General features: G+C 60.0%; 14 protein-coding genes and 1 pseudogene. 5 read left to right on the top strand and 10 right to left on the bottom strand.

Annotation, left to right across the window (positions count from 1 at the left end):
- A partial coding sequence (locus ACILSI_RS19665; protein ID WP_395723614.1) for a hypothetical protein occupies nt 1-699 on the top strand: 699 nt, incomplete at its 5' end.
- Between the two features lie 16 nt (nt 700-715).
- Complete coding sequence (locus tag ACILSI_RS19660; RefSeq protein WP_395723613.1) at nt 716-1,516, top strand: HAD family hydrolase; 801 nt, start codon at nt 716-718, stop codon at nt 1,514-1,516.
- Nucleotides 1,517-1,750: 234 nt separating this feature from the next.
- Here the strand turns inward: ACILSI_RS19660 and ACILSI_RS19655 are convergent, their stop codons facing one another.
- Both ACILSI_RS19655 and ACILSI_RS19650 read right to left on the bottom strand, forming a co-directional pair.
- Nucleotides 1,751-2,092 carry a hypothetical protein gene (locus ACILSI_RS19655; RefSeq protein WP_395723612.1) on the bottom strand — a complete coding sequence of 114 codons (342 nt, stop codon included), beginning with the start codon at nt 2,090-2,092 and terminating at the stop codon, nt 1,751-1,753.
- An 81-nt stretch (nt 2,093-2,173) separates the two neighbouring features.
- The gene (locus ACILSI_RS19650) at nt 2,174-3,964 is read right to left on the bottom strand and encodes an NADPH-dependent assimilatory sulfite reductase hemoprotein subunit (RefSeq protein ID WP_395723611.1); all 1,791 of its coding nucleotides are present in this window, start codon (nt 3,962-3,964) and stop codon (nt 2,174-2,176) included.
- A gap of 303 nt (nt 3,965-4,267) precedes the next feature.
- Here ACILSI_RS19650 and ACILSI_RS19645 point away from each other — a divergent pair, with 303 nt between their 5' ends.
- Both ACILSI_RS19645 and ACILSI_RS19640 read left to right on the top strand, forming a co-directional pair.
- Nucleotides 4,268-4,846, top strand: a complete 579-nt coding sequence (locus ACILSI_RS19645; RefSeq protein ID WP_395723610.1) for a c-type cytochrome domain-containing protein — start codon at nt 4,268-4,270, stop codon at nt 4,844-4,846.
- A gap of 2 nt (nt 4,847-4,848) precedes the next feature.
- Nucleotides 4,849-6,213, top strand: coding sequence for a prenyltransferase/squalene oxidase repeat-containing protein (locus tag ACILSI_RS19640; RefSeq protein ID WP_395723609.1), 1,365 nt, complete (start codon nt 4,849-4,851; stop codon nt 6,211-6,213).
- Nucleotides 6,214-6,230: 17 nt separating this feature from the next.
- Here ACILSI_RS19640 and ACILSI_RS19635 read toward each other — a convergent pair whose 3' ends face one another.
- A complete protein-coding gene (locus ACILSI_RS19635; protein ID WP_395723608.1) occupies nt 6,231-7,328 on the bottom strand; it encodes a DNA alkylation repair protein in 1,098 nt (365 codons plus the stop codon).
- A gap of 52 nt (nt 7,329-7,380) precedes the next feature.
- The gene (locus tag ACILSI_RS19630) at nt 7,381-8,199 is read right to left on the bottom strand and encodes a hypothetical protein (protein WP_395723607.1); all 819 of its coding nucleotides are present in this window, start codon (nt 8,197-8,199) and stop codon (nt 7,381-7,383) included.
- A 79-nt stretch (nt 8,200-8,278) separates the two neighbouring features.
- Here ACILSI_RS19630 and ACILSI_RS19625 point away from each other — a divergent pair, with 79 nt between their 5' ends.
- Nucleotides 8,279-9,436 (top strand): pyridoxal phosphate-dependent aminotransferase, encoded by a 1,158-nt coding sequence (locus tag ACILSI_RS19625; protein ID WP_395723606.1) that lies wholly within the window; start codon nt 8,279-8,281, stop codon nt 9,434-9,436.
- A 1,231-nt stretch (nt 9,437-10,667) separates the two neighbouring features.
- Here the strand turns inward: ACILSI_RS19625 and ACILSI_RS19620 are convergent.
- The 6 genes and pseudogenes from ACILSI_RS19620 to ACILSI_RS19595 form a co-directional block, all read right to left on the bottom strand.
- Nucleotides 10,668-11,384 (bottom strand): annotated as a pseudogene (locus tag ACILSI_RS19620) (sulfate/molybdate ABC transporter ATP-binding protein); the annotation flags it as partial.
- Nucleotides 11,381-12,244: a sulfate ABC transporter permease subunit CysW gene (gene cysW / locus ACILSI_RS19615; RefSeq protein ID WP_395723605.1), complete on the bottom strand. Its 864-nt coding sequence runs from the start codon at nt 12,242-12,244 to the stop codon at nt 11,381-11,383. The pseudogene ACILSI_RS19620 and the gene cysW, both read right to left, overlap by 4 nt.
- Before the next feature lie 211 nt (nt 12,245-12,455).
- Nucleotides 12,456-13,280, bottom strand: a complete 825-nt coding sequence (cysT, locus tag ACILSI_RS19610) for a sulfate ABC transporter permease subunit CysT (RefSeq protein ID WP_395723604.1) — start codon at nt 13,278-13,280, stop codon at nt 12,456-12,458.
- 9 nt (nt 13,281-13,289) lie between these two features.
- Complete coding sequence (locus tag ACILSI_RS19605; protein WP_395723603.1) at nt 13,290-14,066, bottom strand: succinylglutamate desuccinylase/aspartoacylase family protein; 777 nt, start codon at nt 14,064-14,066, stop codon at nt 13,290-13,292.
- Nucleotides 14,067-14,070: 4 nt separating this feature from the next.
- Entirely contained in the window at nt 14,071-15,033 is a 963-nt protein-coding gene (cysK, locus tag ACILSI_RS19600) for a cysteine synthase A (protein ID WP_395723602.1), read from the bottom strand.
- Between the two features lie 33 nt (nt 15,034-15,066).
- Nucleotides 15,067-16,056 (bottom strand): sulfate ABC transporter substrate-binding protein, encoded by a 990-nt coding sequence (locus ACILSI_RS19595; RefSeq protein WP_395723601.1) that lies wholly within the window; start codon nt 16,054-16,056, stop codon nt 15,067-15,069.
- Nucleotides 16,057-16,093 lie beyond the last annotated feature (37 nt).

Raw genomic sequence — 16,093 nt, 5'->3', positions numbered from 1 at the left:
ATTTTGCTCGTCGCCTGTCACTTGATCACCGTGGGGCCGATGCTTGCGCATTCGAAGGAGAAGCTGGGCGATGCCGCGCCGTTCTTCTGGCGCTGGTTTGACGATGAAAACGCCATGCGCCAGTGGACGGCGGCGCATCAGACCCGCGAGTCGCTTCAGTCCGTGTCGGCGACCGAGTTGCCCAGCTATGCGAACTACCTCGAATTCCATGCTGCCGACGCAGTGAGCGAGCGCCTCAGCCAGGGCAGCCAGCAAATGATCCAGTCCGTGCTGCAATGGCCCTGGCGTTTTGATTCGCTGCCGCATGAGCGCGGTGTCTTCGTGGCCGCGCTCTCGGCAGTGCTGATTCTGCTCATGCTCATTGTTTGGTTCGTGGCCCCGCGTGCCGCGCATGCCGGGCAGGCATTGCATCCTGAGACCGCGCCGCTGGCGTTTTTCACGGTGCTGGCCTTCGCGGTCTGCACGCTCGATTTCGGCTGGGACATGCCGGTTTTGACCTGGGGCAGCCGCCACCTCGCGCTGTATCCGCCTCTGGTGCTCTGCCTGCTCTGGGCCAGCGAGTCCCTGGTGCATCGCGCCCGGCGGCGGCAGATGCGGCTGCCGGTGTTCGTGATTTATGAGACGATTCTGTGGTCGCTGTGCGCCCTGGCCGTCTGGCGTGTGATCGCGGTCTTGCAGCCCGTCCCTTTCACGGCATGAATGCGCCCCCTGATTCATGGCCGCCCCCAAACATCGTTTCATCCTCTGCTTCGACTTCGACGGCACCCTCGTGCATCCAGAGGGAGATCCTGTGTATCATCCCGGTTTCGGGCAAATGATTCAAGTGCTGCGTGGCCAGGGGGCCGCGTGGGTCATCAACACCGGGCGTAGTTTGAGCCAGACGCTGCAAGGACTCGCGCAATACGGCATCTTTTCGGAGCCGGATTTCATCATCGCCGAGGAGTGCGACATCTATAAGCCCGGCTTCTTCAGCCGCTGGAAGGATTACGGCTCATGGAACCGCCTGGCACGCCGTGCGCAGGAGCGCTTCATCAAAGACCACCAGCCTTCGTTTCAAGCCATCAAGCATATGGTGGAGACGCAGACCCACGCCTCCTTCATCACGGGTGGGGATGGAGAGATGGGCATCGTTGGCACCACGGACGCCGAGCTCGACGGCATCTGCGCCTACATCGACTCGCACACTCGGCAGTTCCCGGACATCGGCTATCATCGCAACGGCATCTACCTGCGCTTCTCTCACAGCGGCTACAGCAAAGGCACCGCGCTGAGCGAGCTGGCGCGCCTGCTCGGACTCGATTCCTCCGCCTGTTTCGCCGCCGGGGACAACTACAACGACCTCAGCATGCTCGATCCGCGCCACGCCCGCATGATCGCCTGCCCGGTCAACGCGCTCGATCCGATCAAGCAGATCGTACATTCTTACGGCGGCTTCATCGCCACCCGTCCCGCCAGCGAGGGCATGATGGAGGCGCTGACGCACTTCTTCGGCGGTGCCCCTGCCCAGGCGGCCTGATGTTCACTCCGCAAACCGGCCCGTGCGCAGAAAGCGCCGCACCTTGCGCATCACGACCGGCCTGAAGAGCGCCGTGAGATGATTCACCGGCAGCACGCCGGTTTCAGGCGGCAGCGGGCCGAGTGCCTTTGGCGTGTGATTCGGTTCCGTGCCCCGTCCCGATGTTTTGGAAAGCGCTTAGGAAGTCTTCGGGATCAATCCCGACAGGGCTTGTTCAACCATTGGCTTGTTGGCTCAAAACACCGGCTTGAAGTAGCCGATGTAGCCCAGCACGCCGCCGATGAGGGCGGCGATGAGCACCACGAGGGGCGCGGCGAGCACGCGGCGTTTGGCGAGCACGGGCAGGAAGCCAAGCACCAGCCACAGCGCGATCTTGATCCACACCCAGGTGGGCATAGCGCTCATGATGCCGAGCTTGGCCAGCATGCCGAAGCCGGAGACCAGGCTGATGACCAGGCCGATGCCGTGCCACATCATGGCCTTCTTGGCGCCTTCGCTGGAGAGCAGGCCGCCGAAGCCGATGAAGACAAAGATCAGGCCGATGAGATGGAGGAAGTGGTAGGTCTGGAGGGACATGGCAGAGTCTGTGGCCCAAAGAAACGCCTCCCACAAGTCCGGCGATGCGATGATTTCGCATCACCGTTCCTGGAAGCCGTCTCAGCCTGCCTCACCCACCTTCTCACCGGCGAGCTTGGCGGCGCGTTCCGCGAGTTCGATGTGGAACTGTTCGGGTGTGGGTTCGGCGCCCTTGGTGCGGGTACGCTCGAACCAGTCGGCGAAAATTTCACCTGCCTGACGACCGGCTTTAAACTCCTCAAGGATGGCCCGTACCTTGCCCGGAACTTCTTCGCCGAGGACGGACTTGTATTCGAGGCCGGCGAGGCGGTTGCCGCGGATGCTGCCGCCGACGAACATGGCGTACTTGTTTGGCGAGCGGCCGACGAAGCCGAAATCGGCGTTGTAGGGACGACCACAGCCGTTCGGGCAGCCGGTCATGCGGAAGAGGATCGGTTCGTCTGCGAGACCGAGTTCGCGGAGTGCTTCATCAATCTTGTCCATAAAGCCGGGCAGGACGCGCTCGGACTCGCTGAGGGCCAGGCCGCAGGTCGGCAGGGCGACGCAGGCGTGGGCGACCTTGCGGGCGCGAGTCATGCCGTCGCTATGAACGACGCCGTGCTTCGCCAAAATGGCATCGGCGGCGGCTTTTTGCTCAGGCGCGACTTCAGCGATGATGATGTTTGTGTTCGGCGTGACGATGAGGGGCAGGTCGAGCGTCTGGCACAGCTCGGTGAAGGCGCTGCGGTAGTGCGGGCCGTTTTCGCGGTCCACGATGCGGCCCATGCTGACATGGACGGCGCAGTAGAGCTTGCCGTCGCCTTGCTCGTGCCAGCCGAGGTTGTCCTCGACGGTGTCAAATTGGAGTTCCTTGGCGGGGAAGGTCTCGATGCCGGGCAGCCGACGCACCACTTCGGCACGGAAGCCGTCAAGGCCCATGGTTTGCACGGTGTATTTGAGGCGGGCGTTTTTGCGCTCGGTGCGGTTGCCGTGGTCGCGCTGCGTGGTGACGACGGCTTCGATGGCATCGACGACGTTCGCACGCTTCGCGTAGAGGAGCGGCTGGCCGAGGAAGGGGCGGGTGCTGAGCTGGCCGTGGCTCATGCCAAAGCCGCCGCCGACGGTGATGGTGTAGCCTTCGACCTCGCCATTCACGACGTGCGGGACGAGGCCGACATCTTGCGAGTAGATGTCTGCGTCATTGAGCGGCTGGATGGCGACACCGATCTTGAATTTGCGCGGCAGATAGACTTTGCCGTAGATCGGGTCATCGCCCTCGGCGGCCTTGGTGGCTTCGCGGACGGCGGGATTGACTTCGGGGTCCTTGATCCAGTTCGGCTCGAGCTTTTCGCCATCGAGCCAGATGTCCGCGTAGGCGCTGGAGCGCCACAGGAAGCGCTGGCTGATTTCCTCGGTGAGCTTCTGGGTGTCGGCATGCACGGCGTCCTTGATCGGCGCGGCGGGGCCCATGGTGTTGCGCACGACGTCCCCGCAGGCGCCCATGGTGCTGAGACCGCTGTGGCAGACGTTGTGGATGACCTCTTTGAGGCCGCCTTTGAGCACGCCGTGGAGCTGGATGCCCTGGCGGTTGGTCAGGCGCATGTTGCCGAAGGCCTTGGTGCAAAGATCGTCATGGATGAGCCACTGCTTGGCCGTGATGCGTCCGCCGGGCATCTTGCTGCGGATCATGAAGCTCCAGGCCTTTTCGAGCTTGGCCTTGGTGCGCTCGGCGCGGACATCGCGGTCATCCTGCTGGTAGGAACCGTGGTGTTTGAGGAGAATGTTGCTGTCCTCCGGGATGTTCGGGATGCTAGTGTCAGCGAATAGCTCGGCGAGCTGGCCGCGGAGGCCGGCGGAGGCGAGTTTGATGTCTTCAACGGAGGCTTTGCTCATAAAAGTAGTGGCGAGGAAATGGGGGGCGGGCAGACTGGCGTAGAATGCCATGAAAGCAAGCAGCGGCAAGAGTTATTATCAATAAAGTCTATCGGTTTTATATAGAAATGGTTAATGCCGCGATTTACCGCCCTTCCTCTGATCAAATCGGTTCATTTCCCCATGATGAGTCTCGTTCCACAGATTTCTGCGTCCCTGCTATGCGCATACACCGCGCCAGATCGCTGTCGAGTCGCTGATTGCCTAACCTCAGCAAAATTAACTAGGCAAAACGCAATTTTGATCGTTTCCTAGGTCACTGCCATGACCCACCGCCTTCTCCTCGCCCTTGTTGTGCTTACCAGCACGGCCTCCGCCGTCGATTACCGGACCCAGATCTCCCCGATCTTCCGCAACAAATGCTTCGCCTGCCACAGCGTGACCAAAAAGGTCAAAGGCAAGCTGGCCATGGATGACAACAAGATCGCCGAGCAGATCGGAGCTGGAAAAAACATCATTCCTGGCGAGCCGATGAAGAGCACGCTCTTCATCAGTTGCACCCTGCCGGATGACGACACCGACGTCATGCCCCCGGATGGCAAAAACCGCCTCACCGCTGCCGAGGTTGACACACTCAAGGCCTGGATCACCGAAGGTGCCAGCCTCACAGGTGGTGGCGCGGCTCCAGCACCCGCGCCGACAGCAGCCCCCGCCGCTGCTGCTGGTGACGGCCCGCTTCTGAAATGGACCAGCAGCGACGGCAGAGCCCTCGAAGCCCACTTCATGGGACTCCAAGGCGATGGTGTTCTTCTGAAGGTTCCCGCCACGGGCGTTACCCATATTTTCCCGCTGGCCAAGCTCTCCCCTGAAAGCCAGGCACAGGCCAAGTCTGCGACGAAGTAGCCATGAAGCACGTCCTCTGCACGGCTGCATTCATCGCGACGATGTTCTGCGGCACGGCGGCGGGCGAAGTTCGTTTTTGGACGAATACCAGCGGCCAGCTCATCGAAGCCGAGATGGTCGGGGTGAATGTCCCGAAGCGCGCGGTGAAAATTCGCCTCAAGGACGGCAAGGAATTCGAGATCGCCATCGACAATCTTAGCCCGCCCGACAAGGCCTATGCCAAAGAGCATTGGCTGTCGATGCAGAATGCCCCGGCAAGTTCAGAGGGTGATTCCGCCAATCGGACACCTGATGCAGGGCTCCAAAACCTGCCGCCGCGTTATCGTTCACGTCTCAGTCCTGACGCCCGACTCAAGGCGATCCTCGAAGGCGGTGGCACAGCCGAAATCGAGGCCGCCGTGGTGCGCTCTCTGGGCGGCCTCAAGATCAGTCAGAACCCCGACGGCTCCTGGGGTCGTGCCAACAAAGGAGCCATGACCGGTTTCGCTCTGCAATGCTATCTCGGTCATGGGGAGACGGCGGATTCGGCGGAGTTTGGAGACACGGTCATGAGGGGACTCCTCTACCTCATCACTCTCGCAAAGCAGAACCCGCATGGTCTTCTCACGGAGGCGTGGGCAGGCCAGAAAGGCGGGGCAGGCACCTATGAGCATGCGATTGCCACCGTCGCTCTGGGTGAGGCCTATGTCCTGGCAAGGCTTGGCTCCAAAGCTCTTCCCGGCTTGCGTGAGGCCTTTGAGCAGGCCGTCGAAACCATCATCAGCCAGCAGACCAAACGCGGTTCCTGGACCTATGGCGGCCAGGACATTGCTTATAATCCAAATGGAGGCGCAGACCTGTCTCTCGCGAACTGGCACTTCCAGGCGCTACACCTCGCCAAGGAAACCGGCCTGCAATTGGGCGCCCTGGATGCCTGCATCAAAAAATCCGTTGGCTACATCGAAACCATGCAGACCAAAACGGGTGGTTTCGGTGGCTCCGCCCGCGACACGCATTACAACCAGTGGAGCCTGACGGGTGGAGCGCTGGCTGGAATACAACTGCTCGCCACGCAGCCGAAGCCCGCTGAGACCAACAAGGCCGTCACGTTTCTTGCCGATTTCATCTCCGCCGAGCCGCTCGACTGGAACAAGAACTGCAATCTCTACAGTTGGCATGGCTACACCACGGGCTTGTTTCTCGCTGGCGGTGAGGTCTGGAAACAATACGCCCGGCAGCTCATGCCGCAGCTCCTCGCGGCCCAGGAGCCCGACGGCAGCTTCAAGCGTGGCAGACCCAACTGGCCTGCGAGCGATGCCGCCGACGCCATCTATCGTCAGACGCTGTGCACGCTGATGCTGGAGGTGTTCTACCGTTTCGCGCGCTAAGCAGGACCGCCGGACGGCTACTTCAAAGCAAACATCGTCTCCGCCACCCGCTGCCCGTTGATCTGCAATTCGACGCGGTGTCTGCCGGGATGATGCTTCCGCGTCGTGAAATCACGGATCACCTGGCTTTTGCTCAATTCAAGCGTGCCACGCGCTGGCAGATCGACCTCGGTCCATTTGAAAACCTTCTCGGCGCTCACACCACGCGCCTTCACATAGTGAATGACGTAGTCCACCGCGAGCCGCTGCGATTGACGGCTGGTCGAGGTGATCACGGCGGTCAGCGTGAGCCGTTCACCGAGTTCGAGACATTGCGGAGATGCTTTGAGCGTGGCGGCGACCTCGGCTTGTTTGCCAAAACCGAACAGTTTCAACGCGCGCGGATGTCCGCGCTTGATCAACGTGCGGCAGGCCTGCTTCGCGATCCAGCGCAAGTGCTCGCGCTCCAGCTCCCAGGACTCAAGAAGCTGCAAAACGAACTCAGGATGATCCTTGGTGATGTCATTGAGATGATTAGCCACCGAACGCCGCACAAACAGCGACTCATCGTCCTTCAACGCCTCCAAAATCACCAGCGTCGGCGAAGGATCGCGCACCAGCGCGCTCAAACGCATGCCCCATGGCAGACGTGGTCGTGAGCCTTCGCTCGCCAGCCGCCGCACCTTCTCATCCGCGTCCTTCGTCCACTGCCGGAGCGTTTTCAGCGCCCGCTCCTGATCTGCTACGATGAACGGCCGCACCGCGAACTCCGAAGAGCCAAACACCGTGAAAAATCGCAGTGCCTCCATCGAGAAGTCGAAATCTTCGCGCCCGAAGGTGGCCACGAAGTCGCCGAGGAAAATGGTCACAAACTCATGCCCGAGCTTGGGCGCGAGCTTTTGCAGCACGCGCACCTTCTGCTGAAAAGATCCCGGCAGCGTCGCATCCGTCGCCACCGCAGACTGATGCAGCCGCTCCATCAGCGTGCGCACCTCCAGCCCATCGAGCACGAGCTTCAAAAACGTCTTCGCATCAAACTTTGGCGCGAGTTGGGTCAGTTCGCGTGCGATGGACCGGTAGCGGGCTTCATCAAACCAGTCTTTGAGTTGGGCTGGAGGGCTAGGTTCGGAGGGCATGAGTATTGGATTGCCGCAAAAAGGCTCAAAAATGGAGAGTTGCCTTAAAGCATCATCTTTTTGCGTCTTCTGCGCTTTTTTGCGGCCATTCCTTCAGTTGCGCAAACGCTGCCCGGATTTCCTCCAAGCTGCCAATCGTGAGCACCACCTCGTATTCAAACACCAATCCAGGCTTGAGCGCGAAGGTCTGGATCGGTGCGAGGTAACTGCAGTCGCCCTTGTTGCCGTTGCGCACGCGGTAGCAGGTGATCTGCGTCGTGTGCGGCATGGACAGGCCAATACCGTGGTCGTTGGCGTCCACCCATGCGCACCATGGCTCGCCGACGCGAAAGTATTCGTTCGGGAATCCCGGCTGATTGCGCTTGAGCTTCTTTTCAGCGTCCACAAACACCAGCGTGTCGAGCTTCGGTGCCACAAACAACGCTGGCAGCTCCTGATGTCTCGGTTTGTGCTCCTTTTCCCCGGTGTAGGTCATCTTGAACTTCAATCGCGCCAGTCCGCCATCCAGCCGCAGCCATTCCTCCATCACGCACTCGGGCGTAAAGGCTCCGGTGGCCCAGTGTCGCGGCTTCGTCTTCGCGTAGAAGCTGGTGGCGTCGGATTTCGTCTCCACGACCTCCGCAGGTGCGTTTTTCCAGCTTCCACCCTGCACCGGATTGTAGCGCCAGGGTTTGCCGTTCCAGTCACTGCCATCCTCATCGCCATAATACGACTGCTGCACATAGCGGCCCACATCGTAGGCGTTGAGCAGGTTGTCCTGCGATCCTGAAGGCGAAAACCAGCCGATGCAGGCTCCGGCGCTGAGGTTCACGCCGAGCCGGACCTCGCCGTTGTCGAGGTAATGCCAGTTCTCGGCCGCCTGGACCGGCATGCCCAGCGGCAAGAGTGCGATAATGAAACATTTTGGCGACATCCTTGCAGCCTCGCGGCATCTCGCCAAATGCGCAAGCATGCCCGCGACCTCACGCCGACTTCACGCCTTCACCGAATCCGTCATCCGTGCGATGACGCGCCTCTCGAATCAGCATGGTGCGATCAATCTTTCCCAGGGCTTCCCCGACTTCAATCCGCCGGAGGAGCTGCTCGCCGCGCTCGAACGCGCCACACGCGGCCCGTTTCATCAATACGCTGTGACCTGGGGCGCACCACGCTTTCGGCAGGCGCTGGCGCGGAAGATCACGCATTTCTCCGGCACGCCGGTCGATCCCGATCAAAACCTCGTCGTCACCTGCGGCAGCACGGAGGCGATGATGTGCGCCATGATGACCTGCTGCGAGCCGGGGAACAAAGTCATCGTCTTCTCGCCCTTCTACGAGAACTACGCCGCCGACGCGATCCTCTCCGGCGCGGAACCAATCTACGTCCCGCTGCGTCCGCCGCAGTTTGGCTTCGACCCCGATGAACTCGCCCGCGCTTTTGCCCAGGGCGCGAAGGCCATCATCGTCTGCAATCCCTCGAATCCGACCGGCAAGGTCTTCACACGCGCCGAACTGCAAACGATCCTCGATCTCGCCGAAAAACACGATGCGTTCGTCATCACCGACGAGCCCTACGAGCACATCGTCTATGCGCCGCATGAGCATGTTTACATGCACTCGCTGCCCGGAGCCTCGGAACGCGTGATCGTGTGCAATTCGCTCTCCAAAACCTACTCCATCACCGGCTGGCGGCTCGGTTACGTGCAGGCCGCGCCGTACATCATCGCCCAGGCACGTAAGGTGCATGATTTCCTCACCGTCGGTGCCGCTGCACCGCTGCAGGAGGCCGCCGTGGCCGGTCTGGAGCTGCCCGACAGCTACTACCACGGCCTGCGCGATCTCTACACCGCGAAGCGCGATGTCTTCCTGAACCATCTCCGCGCCACCGGCCTGCCCTTCACCGAACCGCAGGGCGCTTACTACGTGCTGCTCGACATCTCATCACTCGGCTTCACCACGGACACCGAAGCCGCCGAATGGTTCGTGCGCGAGATCGGCGTCGCCGGCGTCCCCGGCTCCAGCTTCTTCCGCGAACCCGAGCACCGCTTCATCCGCTTCCATTTTGCAAAGCAGGTGGAGACGCTGAATGCGGCGGGGGTGAAGTTGGAGAGGTTGAGGAAGGGATGTTAAGTCGTGGCCTCAATCTGCTGCGCCCGCTTGTGCTTTGTCCGCTATCCTTGTGCATAGACTTTTCCATATGGATCTTTGATTACCCAGTGGTCGTTGAATGGACGCGCCCATTTTTCAACTACAACCAATGCCTCTTGCGGTGTCTTGAAAAGACCTTTGAATGTTCCGTTAATTTCTAGTGTGTACATGTTATTTGTGTTGTTGGATTAATGGTGTGGTTCGACTTGAATTGTGGCGCACACTTTTGATGCAGCCGCTTGTTCTGCTTTGGGGCGCAATAGTTGCCGAAATGCTTCTCGGTTACTCGGATCTAACTTGGCTTGAGTCCGCCACCTCTCCATGAGGTCTTTCCAAGCTTGAGTTTGAAGGAGAGCTTCGAAACAATCTAGCGGTAAGTATCCCTTCAAATCGTTGAGTGCGTAACAGGTAATCTGAACTCCCGATGTCAGGCACCCTGGTGAAATATGATCAACAGCGGGCGATAATGGATGACAGCCAGGGCCACCCGCGACCGGAGTTCTATCCAGTCTATCGAAAACAAGATCCACACTGGAAAAAGCGCACTTTCCGGCCTGTTTTACGAGTAGCTCTCGAAGTTTTGATGATGAGATGCGTTGCTTTGGCTTCGATACCCAGTATTCCTGCTCACTTGATAATTTCATATTCAGTCTGCTTCTGGATTCTTTACAAGTTCATGTAGCCGCGAAATCGCGGCATACTGATCGGTCGATCCTCCCACAAGATTTACCAACATCGAACCCAAGGTCTCATCAATGTTCCGCAGGAGAGTCGCCGTCGATAACGCCCCGAGTTTCTCTCGTGAAACCCGATTGGGGCCTTCTACCAATCGTCGATTAATCCGACCCGCATGAAGTTGACTAAACATTAGCGACTGTGCGAAAGCTCGCGGGCGCTCATACCTTCCAATGCGCTCGCACACCTCTTCCAACATCTGATAAATGTGTGGGATGGAGTTCATAAGGAGGATTTGATTTTAGCAGAACTAGTTGATGAGAAACAATTCTGTAGAGTGTGTCAACAACGCTTTTGGAGGAGGTTTTTTCCAGCACCAATGAGCCGCGATGGCGATCACTACAAGTTCGCCGCATACGCCTGCATCTCGCAATATTCCGCCAGGATGCGTTTCACAGAGGCGGCGGTCGTTTTGACCTGCGCCGTGGCCGCCCTGACCTCCTGACCCTGGTTCCTCCCCTCAAATCATCACGCAGTCCAAGAAGTCGGCGACGAACTCGTTTTTCGGGTTCTCGCGAAGTTGCGCGGGCGATCCAACCTGTTGCACATCGCCTTCGTGGAGGATGACGACGCGGTCGGCGAGTTCGAAGGCTTCGTCTTGATCGTGGGTGACGAACAAGGTGGTGACTTTAGTCTCGTCGTGGAACTGACGGAGCCATTTGCGCAGGGTTTTGCGCACTTTGGCGTCGAGGGCACCGAAGGGTTCGTCGAGGAGAAGAACTTGGGGGCCGACTGCCAAGGCACGGGCGAGCGCGACGCGTTGTTTCTGGCCGCCGCTGAGCTGGGAGGGATAACGGTTCCCGTAGCCTTCGAGAGCGATGCGGCGGAGGAGTTCGGTGACGGATTTGTCGATGTCTTCACGCTCGGGACGCTGTGGCTTTTTCATGACGCGCAGGCCGAAGGCGATGTTGTCGGCTACTGTCATGTGATTGAAGAGCGCGTAGTTTTGGAAGACGAAGCCGGCCTTGCGCTCGTAAGCGGTGTGGTTGGTGACGTCGGTGCCGTGGAACTCGATTTTGCCCTCGCCTTCGTCGGCGAATTCGAGTCCGGCGATGATGCGCAGCAGCGTGGTCTTGCCGCTGCCGCTGGGACCGAGCAGGGCGACGAGCTCGCCGGTTTTGACTTCCAGGTTGACGTTTTTAAGCGCGTTGAAACTGCCGAAGGTCTTGGTGATGTTGTGAATGTGGATGCTCATGCAGCTCCTCGTTTGGTGGTCGTGAGAGTTTTCAAAATCAGGGTCGCCAGCGCGAGCAGCGTCAGCACGGACGCGACGGCGAAGGCGGGGACGAATTGGTACTCGTTGTAGAGCACCTCAATGTGCAGCGGGACAGTGTTGGTCTTGTTGCGGATGTGGCCGCTGACGACGGAAACGGCGCCGAACTCGCCCATGCTGCGCGCATTGCACAGGATGATGCCGTAGAGCAGACCCCATTTGATTTTTGGAATGGTGACACGCCAGAACATCTGGAAGCCGTTCGCGCCGAGTGTCATGGCGGCTTCTTCCTCGGCCTGACCCTGGGCTTCCATCTGTGGCGTGAGCACACGGGCGACGAAGGTGAAGGTGACGAAGATGGTGCTCAGGACGATGCCGGGCAGCGCGAAGATGATCTTGATGCCGTGCTCCTTCAGTGAGGGGCCAAAGAAACCCTGCGCGCCAAACAACAGCACATAAATCAGTCCAGCGATGACGGGCGAGACCCACAACGGCAGCTCGATGAGCGAGGTGAGCAGTCGTTTGCCGCGAAACCGAAAGCGCGAGACGCACCAAGCCGCCGCGAGACCAAAGATCGTGTTCAGCGGCACGGTGATGGCGGCGACTTGCAGCGTGAGCCAGATGGCGTGCATCGTGGCGCGATCATCAAAGGCCTCGACGTAGCCCTCCCAGCCTTTGCGGAAGGCCTCCTGGAAAATAACGACGAGCGGCAGCACAAACATCAGCCCCATGAAGCCCACGGCGATGCTGATGACGAGCCAGCGTGACCATGCGGACTCGGCGGTGGCACGGCGGACCCGCGTACGATGTTTGGCAGGATGAATGTCGATGAGAGCTGCCATGATGAATCAATAACGAATGGTGGCCGGTTGGCGAAGCGAGGCGTGACCCCTCACCCAACCTCTCCCCGAAGCAGAACCTGTGAGTTTGCGAATGGCTAGGGCGGGGAGAGGGGACAGAACGCGCAACTCCTCTCCCCGTCGATGTCGTGGCTGGGTGTTGGATGAAATTCGGGGAGAGGCCGGGTGAGGGGTCATGACCATTGAAGAAGGGCTAGTGGCCGGTGCGTTTGCGATTCCACTGCGCGAGGAGATCGGCGGTGAACAGGATCAGAAAAGAAGCGATGAGCATAATGACACCAATGGTCGCCGCGCCGCTGTAGTCGTATTCTTCGAGGCGCATGGTGATGAGCAGCGGGGCGATCTCGGTCTTGAACGGCAAGTTGCCGGAGATGAAGACGACGCTGCCGTATTCACCGACGGCCCGGCCAAAGGCGAGCGTCATGCCGGCCAGCGTGGCGGGTAGCAGCGCGGGAAAAACGACGCGCGTGAGCGTCTGCCAGCGATTCGCACCGAGGCAGGCGGCGGCTTCTTCCAATTCCATCGAGAGATCGGCGATGACCGGCTGCAAGGTGCGCACGACGAACGGAAAACCGACAAAGACGAGCGCAATCGTGATGCCGAGCGGCGCATAGGCGGCCTTGATGTCGTATTGCGCCAGCCAGGCGCCGATCCAGCCATTGGGCGCATACAACGTGACCAGCGCGATGCCGGCGACGGCGGTTGGCAGTGCGAAGGGCAGATCGACCATGGCATCGAGCAAACGGCGTCCTGGAAATGAATAGCGCTCCAGCGCCCAGGCGGTGAGCAGGCCGAAGAAGCCGTTCACCAGCGCGGCAGTGAAGGCGGTGGTGAAGCTGAGTTTCAACGACGCGATCACGCGCGCATGCGTGATCGTGGCCACCACGCCATCCCAGCCAGCGGTCGATGCTTTCCACACGAGCATCGACAAGGGAATGAGAACGATGAGACTGAGATAAGTGATGGTGAAGCCGAGGGACAATCTGAACCCCGGCAGCACATGACGTGTGCGTGCCATGAGGTGGGATTACAGGTTCGCGGCGTAGGCCTGGAGTTCGCGGTATTCGATGAGGATGCGCTTCACGGCGGCGATGGTTGCTTTGACCTGCGCGTCCATGGGTGCGAGCGCAGGAGTCTCGAACACGATTTCCAGCGCATGCGGTCGTTGCTCCGGCGGAGCGCTGAGGATGCCGAGGTAGCCCTCCTTGATGATGCCGCGTGAGGAGAGGAAGCCATCAATGATATGCTGCTCGTTGCGCGGCAGAAATTCGCTCGATGCTTGCAGCGCAGGCTCCAGCAGGTGCTCGCTGAGCAGCGCACCGCTGACGAAGCCGTAGCAGCCGTCGGAGGTGTCGTCGGAGTGCAGCGAGATGATGCCATCGTATTTCTCACGACGCAGTTCGCTTTCGAGATAGACGATCTCCGGCTCGGTGGAGCCGAACCAGAACTCGCGGTTCAAATCGAGGCCGCTGTGACTGTGACGTGTGCCAAGATTGCTGCCGGTGGGATTGCAGATGGGGAAGAAGTGCAGCTCGTAGTCGTGCAAATCCTCCGGCTTCTCGGCGGCCCAGCGGATGAGATCCTGCACGGCCAGCGTGCCCGCCTCCTCATCGCCATGGATGCCGGCAAAGATGCCGATCTTGATGCCGTGGCCCGGCTTGAGCGGCTTGCTGACGATCTTCGGGATGAAGATGCCTTGCTCTGGCGGGTTGATTTCAGTCATCAGTCGTGAAGACGGCAGCGGGGTGGTGCCACGCTGAAACGCGTGCCTGCCGGTGAACTGCAAATGGGAGGGAAGTGTCATGGTTTCAAGCGGTGACTTTGTTGCGGGCCTCGTCAGTGAGGGCGGTGGAGAGATAGCGCTCGCCAGTGCTGCAACCGACGGTGACGATGAGCTTCCCGGCATTCTCAGGCCGTGCGGCGACTTGCAGCGCGGCCCACACGTTCGCGCCGGTGGAAATGCCGACGAGCAGGCCTTCCTCGCGAGCGAGACGCTGCGCTGTGGCGAAGGCGTCCTCGTTCGTGACCTGGATCACGTCATCGACGATGCCGAGATTGAGGTTCTTCGGCACAAAGCCAGCGCCCGTGCCTTGAATCTTATGAGGGCCGGGCTGCACGGGCTGACCTGCACGCGTCTGTGAGATCACTGGCGATGCCGCAGGTTCGACGGCGATGGATTGCAGCGAAGGTTTACGCGATTTGATCACTTCGCTCACGCCGGTGATCGTGCCGCCCGTGCCCACAGCGGCAACGAAGATGTCGATCTGCCCTGCGGTGTCGTGCCAGATTTCATTGGCCGTCGTTTTTCGATGAATCTCGGGATTGGCAGGATTCTCAAACTGCTGCGGCATCCAAGAGCCGGGCGTTTCGGCGATGAGTTCCTCGGCGCGTTTGATGGCACCCTTCATGCCGTCCTTCGCCGGCGTGAGCACCAGATTGGCTCCGAGCAACGCCAGCAATGTACGACGCTCTAGGCTCATGCTCTCCGGCATCGTCAAAGTGAGCGGATACCCTTTGGCCGCAGCGACAAACGCGAGCGCGATGCCCGTGTTGCCGCTGGTCGGCTCGATGATATGCGCACCGGGCTTCAAAACGCCGGATTGCTCCGCTGCCTCGATCATGGCACGACCGATGCGGTCCTTAACGCTGCCGAGCGGATTCTTGAACTCGCCTTTGAGGGCGATGGTGGCAGGAAGTCCGGCGGTGATGCGATTGAGCTTCACCAGCGGAGTGCGACCGATAGTTTCGACGATGTTGGAGAAGAAGGGCATGATATGAAGGTGGTTTGAAGTTTCAGCGACGGATCACTTAGGTTGGTAGATCTGGTCAAAGATGCCGCCGTCATCGAAGTGCTTCTTCTGCGCCTTGCCCCAACCGCCGAAGTCGCCGTCGATGGTGACGAGACTGAGTTTGGGGAAGCGGGCGCTGTATTTGGCAGCAGCAGCGGCATCACGCGGGCGGTAGTAGTGCTTGCCGATGATGTCCTGTGCTTCGGGCGTGTAGAGGTATTCGAGATAGGCCTTCGCGACCTCGGCGGTGCCTTTTTTCTCGGCGTTCTTGTCCACAACAGCCACGGTCGGCTCAGCGAGAATGCTCAACGAAGGAATGATGATCTTGGTCTGGCCGGGGAACTCACGCTGGATTAGCCAGGCCTCGTTTTCCCAGGAGAGGAACACATCGCCAATGCCACGCTGCGCGAATGTCGTCGTCGAAGCACGAGCACCGGTGTCGAGCACGGGCACGTTCTTGTAGAGCGAGGTAATGAACTCTTTGGCCTTGGCTTCACTGCCGAATTTCTTCAGTGCGTAGGCCCATGCGGCGAGGTAGTTCCAGCGCGCACCGCCGGAGGTCTTCGGGTTCGGCGTGATGACGTTCACGCCGGGTTTCACCAGATCATCCCAGTCCTGGATGTTCTTCGGGTTCTCTTTGCGGACGACGAACACGATCGTGCTCGTGTAAGGCGCGCTGCTGTTGGGGAGACGCTTCTGCCAGTCCTTCGCGATCAAGCCTGCCTGTTGGCCGATCACGTCGATGTCACCGGCGAGCGCCAGCGTGACGACATCGGCTTCGAGACCATCAATGACGGCGCGGGCCTGTTTGCCGGAGCCGCCGTGTGATTGGTCAATGCTGACTTTCTTGCCTGCGGTTGCCTTGTAATGCTTAGAGAAGGCTTTGTTGAACTCGGCGTACAGTTCGCGAGTCGGGTCATACGAGACATTGAGCAGCTCGAAGTCGGCGGCTTGAACGGTGAGGCCGAACAGAACGGCGGAGAGGAGTGTGAGCGATGCTTTCATGATGTTTGGATGAGTTGGAGTGTTGAAGTGAGAGTTG

Origin of the sequence: Prosthecobacter sp. (genome assembly GCF_044232965.1) — a bacterium.
In the GTDB taxonomy this organism is placed as follows: Bacteria; Verrucomicrobiota; Verrucomicrobiia; order Verrucomicrobiales; family Verrucomicrobiaceae; genus Prosthecobacter.
The sequence above is the reverse complement of the archived record's forward strand: the minus strand, read 5'-3'. Positions and strand labels throughout refer to the sequence as shown.